This window comes from Streptomyces sp. NPDC059909 (assembly GCF_042730885.1).
Classification (GTDB): domain Bacteria; phylum Actinomycetota; class Actinomycetes; order Streptomycetales; family Streptomycetaceae; genus Streptomyces.
In genome coordinates, this window is record NZ_JBHWKX010000191.1 from 1 (window position 1) to 724 (window position 724).

The 724-nt window shown below is 66.4% G+C and carries 1 pseudogene; it reads right to left on the bottom strand.

Features of this window, described 5'->3' with window-relative positions:
- Positions 1–419: pseudogene (locus tag ACFV9O_RS40065) on the bottom strand (hypothetical protein); the annotation flags it as partial.
- Between the last annotated feature and the right edge of the window lie 305 nt (positions 420–724).

Below are 724 nucleotides of genomic sequence, written 5' to 3' on the forward strand. Positions count from 1 at the left end.
GGCGGCGCACCGTCAAGGTTGCCGACCGTCGCCGGGTCGGCGACCACCAACGCGGCCTGCTGCTCGGGCGTGAGACCTTCCACGTAGTCCTTGACCGCCCGTGCTCGCGCCTCCGGCACGGCCGTTTCGTACTTGGCCAGAACCTTCTTCAGCCCGGCCTCGAACTCCTTGCCCGCACCCGGCTTGCGCGCCAACCCGGCGGGTAACCCGTACTGCGCGAGTGCGCCGAAGGGGGACTCCGACGGTGTGCGCAGAATGCCGGCCTTCTTCCGCAGTTCACGGGCCGTTTCGTTCAGATAGCTCAGCAGCGGCGACAGGTGGCCGACCTCGCTCAGGACATCCAGTTCGGACGCTTTCCTCCTCAGCGCGGGGATCTCCTTGGCGGTGCGATCCATCGACGCGGCGAGCTTCTCCAGCATCACCGGATCAGCGAGAACCATTCCCATGGCCCGGAAAGGTATCTGCCACCAGTCGCGCCGACGCCGGAAAGCGACTGAACTGGCCGTAAACGCACCTGGGTTGAGCGGCCTTCCCTGACAGCGCCACCACACGACCTGCGATGGGTCGGGCCATGGGCTAAGCGCGTCTGGCACACTTTTCGCGCGCAGGGGGCTGAAATGTGATGGCCGAACCGGGAGGAATGAAACCTACCGCTTCCCGACCGACTACCGTGGCCCGCCAGGCAATCCCCGGCACCACACCGGGGACATCAAGCCTCGCACGA